Source organism: Draconibacterium sp. (assembly GCF_041583095.1).
Classification (GTDB): domain Bacteria; phylum Bacteroidota; class Bacteroidia; order Bacteroidales; family Prolixibacteraceae; genus Draconibacterium.
Window position 1 is genome coordinate 19,669 of the sequence record NZ_JBFHGM010000037.1, and the last position, 8,155, is coordinate 27,823.

Annotated in this window: 4 protein-coding genes; 3 read left to right on the top strand and 1 reads right to left on the bottom strand. The window is 39.1% G+C overall.

The window, feature by feature from the left end:
- Window positions 1-14: 14 nt before the first annotated feature.
- Window positions 15-3,197: a SusC/RagA family TonB-linked outer membrane protein gene (locus ABZB17_RS05620; protein WP_372648487.1), complete on the bottom strand. Its 3,183-nt coding sequence runs from the start codon at window positions 3,195-3,197 to the stop codon at window positions 15-17.
- Window positions 3,198-4,576: 1,379 nt separating this feature from the next.
- Here ABZB17_RS05620 and ABZB17_RS05625 point away from each other — a divergent pair.
- The 3 genes from ABZB17_RS05625 to ABZB17_RS05635 form a co-directional block, all read left to right on the top strand.
- A complete protein-coding gene (locus ABZB17_RS05625; protein WP_372648488.1) occupies window positions 4,577-5,326 on the top strand; it encodes a hypothetical protein in 750 nt (249 codons plus the stop codon).
- A 36-nt stretch (window positions 5,327-5,362) separates the two neighbouring features.
- Window positions 5,363-6,232 (top strand): universal stress protein, encoded by an 870-nt coding sequence (locus tag ABZB17_RS05630; RefSeq protein ID WP_372648489.1) that lies wholly within the window; start codon window positions 5,363-5,365, stop codon window positions 6,230-6,232.
- A gap of 289 nt (window positions 6,233-6,521) precedes the next feature.
- Window positions 6,522-8,155, top strand: a 1,634-nt coding sequence (locus tag ABZB17_RS05635) for a V-type ATP synthase subunit A (protein ID WP_372648490.1), incomplete at its 3' end; no start/stop codon positions are given.

An 8,155-nucleotide genomic window follows, 5' to 3' on the forward strand; every position in this document is an offset into this window, starting at 1 on the left:
TATCGTATTATAGATTAAAAAGTTATATCAATTCCAAATGTAGTAGACCTCATAACCGGATAGGCGGTTTCTCTCAAATCGTATCCCATCTCCGGGTCAACATGCTTAAGCTTACTAATAGTAAACACATTTTGGCCTGTTACATAACAACGAACATCTCCAATACCCAATTTATCAGTTATCCTGTCGGGCAGGGTATAACCGATGGTGGCAGTTTTTAGTCGTAAGTAATTGGTATTTACCATCCAGAAATCAGTTTGCTGAGTATTATTATTGTATGGAGATGGTGTAGCCCTTGGGTATTTTGCATTTTGATTTTCCGGAGTCCAACGGTTATCAAAATATTCATACGAAGTGTTACTTCCGTTGTTCTCAAAAGGAACAGTCATAAACTGGTATGTTCTGATACTGGCTTTTGCAGCTCCCTGGAAGAACAAGGCGACATCAAGGTTTTTCCATTCCAAAGTTGGTGTAAAACCAAAAGTCATTAACGGATAAACCGGATAACCAATTTTTGTATTGTCATTCGAATCGATTTTGCCATCAGGTACACCATCCGGACCACTTAAGTCGGCATACTTAATATCTCCGGGATGAAGTTCTCCAAACTGTTCAACATTATATCCGTCAGCAGAGTTTATTATTCCATCGCCATTGGTGTCTTCAGCGGTAGTAAAAAGACCTAACGCTTTATATCCGTATGGTGTTCCGAACGGTTGTCCAACCCGGGTACGGTTTGGATTATTTGCCTGCGCATCGGTTTGAAATACTTCTATCATTTGGTTTTTGGCATAACTAAAGTTTGCAGATAAGCCAATAACCATATCGTCGTTTACATTATAAACACTGGAAGCGTTTATTTCGATACCGTTATTTTTCATTTCTCCCTTATTCTCCTCCGACAAGTCGAGTCCATACTCCACAGGGAGGGTTACCTGTGGCGCCAAAAGCATTCCGGTACGTTTTTCATGGAAATAGTCAAATTCCAGGTTCAAAAGTCCGTTCCACATATTTAAGTCGAAACCAATATCCATCTTTGTTGAAACCTCCCAGGTAATTTCAGGATTCGGTTCACTTTCGTTTTCTGATCCCTGAACAAGAGAACCATTTCCGAATGCATACGCATTTCCACGAAGACTGTAACCTGCCAGATATTGAAATGCTTCACCGGCGAGCATACCTGACTGCCCCCATGATGCTCTTAACTTCAGGTTATTAATGTTTTCTTTGTCGGCCATAAAACCTTCTTCAGAAATACGCCAGGCGCCAGAAAATGCAGGGAAATATCCCCAGCGTTCTCCCGGAGCGAAATAGTAGTGCCCGTCATATCTACCCGAAGCTTCGAGTAAATACTTATCCATATAGCCGTAACCTACACGATAAACATAGCCAATTTCACTACCGGTTGCAGAAGCTCCTCCATTGTCGTAATCGTTTTTGTCTGAACTACCAAAGTCCATTTCATCAATTAATATGGCAAAGTTGTTTCTGCGTGTCCAGAAGTTATCTCTTTTTGACTCTCTGGCTTCGGCAACAAGTAAACCGGATACACTATGGTCGCCAAATGTGCGGGCATAATTCAGGTAAGCCTGATAGGTAAAATTCGACCACCTTTCTTCTTCAAGCCTCAGGTAACTATACAGCGGAGACGTTCCTTCCTGAGTTGTTTGTGCTTCGGTAAATGAATAGGGCGATGTAGAATAATCAATTACGTGATAGATAAAAGGAAGGTGCCATTGTTTTGTTCGCTGAATATTAGGGTCGTAACTAAAAACGCCTTTAAAATTAAGACCTTCAATAAATGGCAACTCCTGTTCCACTGTTAACGAGGTTAAAAGCGTTTTTCGGTTAATTTGAGTATAACCATCCGATTTTAAGGCAGCAATAGGAGAACTTGCCGATGATTCACCCCAATGTTCTCCATCAGAATAGAGCATTGTTTGTATAGGTACAAATTTGTAAAAAGCCCGGAAGAGGTGTCCTCCACGAGTATTTTCACCAGGGTCAAGTTCATCCGTATCTTCTATCGAACCATGAATTGACATACTCACTTTAGTGGTATTGGTTGCCTGTAAACCTAAGCTGATATTATAGCTATATCTTTTATAGTTGATTTTATCTACAATTCCTGACTGGTCATAATATCCCAAACCTGCATGGTAATTAAATTTCGATGAACCACCACTAAACTCCAGATTGTAATTCTGTACCGGTACGTTTGTATTCCAGTGATCAATAAATTTTGAGTCTGGATATAAATCCGGATCCTGTCGGTGTAAATTCGGATAATCGGCCATTAAATCAGGATTATTAGGTGGCGTTGTTCCATTTGGTGTTAAGTTGTAGTAACCTTCATTTTGGAGCGCCATATAATCTTGTGCATTCAGCATTTTAGGCAAATAAGTTGGATTTTGAATTCCATATGATGAAGTTAAACGAACCACAGGTTTGCCGGCACTACCTTTTTTGGTAGTTATAAGGATTACCCCGTTGGCACCGCCAATACCGTATGGAGCAACTGCAGCCGCATCTTTAAGAATTGTTACCGACTCGATGGTAGCCGGATCAACCTGGCGTATGTTATCTCGTTTTACCCCATCAACCACCACCAAAGGATCGCTGTTACCTGTTGTAACAACACCGCGGATATGAATATCAGGATCATCGAAACCCGGTTGACCGCCATTAGGACGCATACTAACACCGGCTAACTTACCGGCCAGCGCCTGCGAAATATTTGGAACCGGCACCTTGGCCAATTCTTCGCCTTTAACGGTACTGATTGCACCGGTTACAGTAGTCTTTTTCTGTACACCATACCCGATGGTAACTACTTCCTCAATACCAATTACATCTACTTCCATGGTTACGTTAATAACCGATTGATTACCAACGTTTACTTCCTGAGACTGCATCCCGATAAAAGAGAATACCAGGACATTATCCGACGAAACATCACTTAATGAGAAATTCCCGTCGGTGTCGGTAATTACTCCATTGTTTGTTCCTTTAACTACAACAGTTACTCCGGGAAGAGGTGCTCCGTTGCTGTCGGTTACTTTTCCGGACACCACACTTTGCTGAACATCCAACACGTTTGTTTTATCCCGATCTAAATCAGAATTGTTAGCATTCGGATAAGTACTGGCTGAAACATGAATAAAACTGGTTAACAGAAGAAATAACACGAGTTTCATCCAAAGCAATAATTTCTTTTTCCTGTTGAAACACAGAAAAAAACAAGTTGCATTTTTTTTCATAAATTCAAGTATTAAAGTTATAATTGACGGTGTTTTTACACCCGAAATCTAATTTACCCGGTAATTGTTGGCGCAACTACCGGGTTTTTTATAAGTATTTATTTTCTATTTCATTAAATGTGTCCTCCTTTTACTGTTTAACTATTAACCTCCTCGCTTATATTTCTTTTAATTTGGGTTAAGTCATCAACTCTATAAATTATTTAAAAATTATTTAACACGCTGTTTTATACAATCTATACTAACTCCCCTGTTCGATTGTCGTTAATCAGATAATCACCAAATTCAATTTCCTTCTTTCAGTTTATTCAAACATCATTTCGTTTTGTTGTTTTAAAGATCCCCTAATTGATAAGAGGATCTTTTATTTAACCCTATCTAAAAACCTATCCTATGGAGAAAATTTAGATATTGTCTTATTAGTCTAAAACTATGTAGTTACAACTTAATGTCCTGACCTTTGTATTTCGTCAACAAATCGTTCAGAAAATCACACTTATCAATAATATTTACACGCGCGGAAAATGCGAATGGTAAAGATTCCCAAAAAGTAAGAATCAACTTTTTCATATCAATTTATTTACAAATTTCTTACGCAAAATATTACACATCTCTTTGGAACTATTTGCTGAAATCTGAACAAAATGGGATCAATTCGACTTGTATTTTGAAATTTTCTTTCTGACTTAAATTATACAAGATTTTGTAGTCAGTAATACGATTTAGATACACAGAATTTTTTCATAAAATAGTTTAAGTTAGGTATGTTTTATAATATATTTACTTCACTACTGATACTGTTCTGTTCTGTTCGTCTATTAACAAAGATACTACATTCCAAAATAAATAAACAGATTAAAAACAATGCTTTACAACATGACGATGATCAGTTTTAAGTAAGCGTTCATCCTTAAAATCGCCGTGGAAAATTTACCGGATTTTAACTCAAAAGCCGCATACACCGTGTTGTGAAGTGGTATGTAAATTATCGGGAAGCAAGATTACTTTTAAGCCATTAAAACACATCAGATTGTTCTTATACGAAGTAATTCCAACTCCCTGCAATGCTTTGTGGTAAAAATTTCAGAATGGCATACAGCATGAACTACTGATAGTTATTTTATAGTTGTAAAAGCCACCTCTAACCAGAAAAATTAATCAGGATGTCATGCAATCAGAAGTAATTAAATCTCACAATCAGTACTAGGGATTTCCCTACCTTTTGTTAGATTTTTTCCTCCTTAGAAGTAGGTTTTCACCTGTAGCAATTACTCGTTGTCCATGGTAATTTTGTTAAAAACAAAATAAGTGAGCAAATGAGTGTAAGAACCATAAATAATCAACCATCGATATTAATACTGGCCGATTTCTCGGACGGAAGCTGGCACGCAACTTCGTTTGCCATGAAATTTCTATACAAAGAAAAATCGCCGGTATTGATCTTACAAACCTACCAGAATCCGGGCTGGGGTCATTTAATGATGCGCAAACTTAGCCATCACTTAAGAAAAATTACGAAGAACGAACTACGGGCTTTAAAAAACAGACTACTAAAGCATTTTAATATTGAAAAACAAAAGGTTAACACCCTTTCTATTGAAGGTGAACTTAATACGGTTCTGAATTATAAGCCAATTATTAACGGCCAGCACAACTTAGTTTTATCCACCCATAATTCCTTTGAAGATTCGTACAAAAGACAAAACGGATGCCTTGAAAAGATTATTGATACTGCAAAACATCCACTTTTTATCTTACCCGACACCTTTGAAGGCGAAACATCAAAAAGGATTCTGTTTGTGGCGAATCCCCATAAAAAACCATCGGAACTATTGTGCAACCAGGTTAGCGAAATATGTAGCAAAACAAAGTCTAATCTGGAAGTACTTTTTGTATTGAAAACCCAAAAACAGAATATAAGTGAAGACGTAAAATCATACTTCCACGAATATTTTGATGGGATTGATATTACACTGAATACCATACAATATAAAACAAAGTGTAAGGGAATTAACAATTACCTGAATCAGACAAACCGCGATTTAATTGTAATTGAAAACGATTGACAGTTTTTGGAAAGCAGTCAGACTAAAACAACAGCAATGAAACAGAAAGATTACAGCATTTTGGCGCTTATTTCGCCAAATAAAGAAGGGGAGACGGTTTTAAAAGAAGCATTGTACCTGCAAAATACACTGGAGGTAAAGCTGGTAATTTTAAACGTTATAAAAGAGCCCGGTTTTTTTGAGCGAAATTTTCAGCCCGAAGAAACTGAGTTGGCCATAAAAAATGCCAAACAGGAACTTACCGATTTTGTGAGGAAAGTAATTGGTAAGGAAATACCGAACAATATTGTTATTTCGGTGCGGGCCGGAGATCCGGTGGATGTTTTACTGGAAAAATCGAAAACCGACAGCCTGGAGTTTCTTTTGATTGATAAAAGCGACAGTAATTATCCGGGAGCTCTGACAAAAGAGGAAGTCGACAAATTAATAAGCCTGTCGAAATGCCCTGTATTAACGGTAAACAAAGATTTTGGCGTGCCCGAAATCAAGAATATTGCCATTCCGATTGATATTACCCAATCGACTAAGAAGAGACTTTTGTGGGCGCAATTTTTGGCGAAAAAGCACGGTGCAAAAATCACCATACTGTCGGCACTAAAAGCAAATATTGATGTTGAAAAAAGCCTGGCTTTAAAAAATGCGCAGAAAATTCAACAATTGCTTCAGGATCATGATATCCAGTGTGATATAAAAATACTTAAAGTATACAATCAGGATTCGCACCAGGTTATTCTGGAATATATAAAAGAAGAAAAACCCGAATTAATGATTATTCGCACGCATCAGGAATCGATATTCTCGAATAAGAACATCGGAAAATTTGTTTCCGAAATTGTTCATGGAAGTCAATTGCCCGTTTTTACGGTTAATTATACGCCCAATCCTATCGACTCGCTATTTCTGTAAAAAAAATAAAGAAAAATGTCCGTATTCAGCCAACCAATTACCCGTTTGAACGTTAACACTGAGGAACTTTTTATTTCATTCGATGACAGAGAAACCAGCTTGACATCACAATCGCAAAGAGTGTATTATTTGAGCTTAAAACATTACAGACAAGACAAAGTGTCATTTTGACGACATGCCATTAAACGTTAAGATATATTAAAATATTACACAAATAAATATTCATAATCACGTCATATTTAGGAAACAAAGTATATTAAGATTTTTTAGACATTCTATATAAAATAACATGAATAATAATACAACAAGAACAGGCAAACTCATATCCATTCAGGATTCGTTGGTGAAAGCACGATTCTACGGAAATGTGATTATGGGTGAAACTGCCAATGTTATCGTAGATGGTAAGTCGTTACAAGCCGAAGTGTTACAAATTATTCCCGATCCGAAACATGCGGATGCGGGAATTGTTGAAATGCAGGTTTTTGAGGATTTAACAGGTGCTCAGATTGGCGATCAGGTTGAATTTACAGGTAAGTCCTTATCGGTACTTCTGGGTCCGGGGTTGCTAACCAGTATTTGGGACGGACTGCAAAATCCCTTATACAAACTGGGCGAACAGAATGCTTACCTGGTGCCCGGCATGAAAGCTCCGGCACTTGATGAAGAAAAATTGTGGGAATTTACCCCATCGGTAGCAGTTGGCGACAAAGTAAATGGTGGCGATGCCATCGGTACCGTTCCTGAAGGACGTTTAACACACAGCATTTTGGTGCCTTTTAATTTTGGCAAATGCAAAGTGGAAAGCATTATCGAAAAAAGCGAGGTGAATATTACCGAAACCGTTGCTGTTATTTCCGATAGTCAAAACACAAAACACGAGTTAAAACTGGCATTCCGCTGGGCGGTTAAATCCCCTATTCCGTTCAAGGATCGCGCTATACCGAGTAAAACAATTTCTACCGGAGTGCGTGTTATCGATTTACTTGCGCCCGTTAGTTATGGCGGAACAGTTGGAAACCCGGGTCCTTTTGGTGCCGGAAAAACCGTATTGCAGCACTCGCTGTGTAAATATGCTTTAGCTGATATTATTATTATGGCAGCCTGTGGCGAACGTGCCGGAGAGGCTGTTGAGGTGTTTAAAGATTTTGCCGAATTGGAAGATCCATCAACCGGCGATTCGCTGATGAACCGTATGTGTATTTTTGGAAATACCAGTTCGATGCCGGTTGCAGCGCGTGAGGCCAGTGTATTTATTGCACTAACCGTTGGCGAATATTACCGCTACCAGGGTTACAATGTGGTGCTTTTGGCCGACTCAACTTCGCGCTGGGCACAAGCACTTCGCGAGCGTAGTGGCCGCCAGGGAGATATTCCCGGGCCGGAGGCTTTCCCTATGGACATTCCGGATCAGATTAAAGGAATGTACCAACGTGCAGGCGCCGATCAGGGCACAGGCGGTTCGCTGACCTTTATCGGAACAGTATCGCCCGCAGGTGGTAACTTCCAGGAGCCCGTAACACAGGCAACAATGGATGCAACAGGTGGTTTCTGGGGCTTGTCGCAAGACCGTGCCGATGCAAAAAAATACCCGGCCATCGATCCGCTTTCATACACATCATCGGTGTACGACAGTTTTATTTCGTGGGACGACCGCAATAAAATGCTTCAAACACTATACGAAGCAAACGGTATCGACCAAACCATCAGTACCATTGGGTTGAAAAAGGTTCCGGTAGAAAAATACGTGCTTTATCAAAAAGGACTCACCATCGATTTCTGTGTGATGCAGCAAAACGCTTTCCACAAACTGGATGCGTGTACCCGACCTGAACGCCTTATTGTTATTAACGAGGCTGTTCAGAAACTTATCGATAGTACCATCAATTTTGCGCAGGACGACAAGGAAGATGAAGAAGTAAA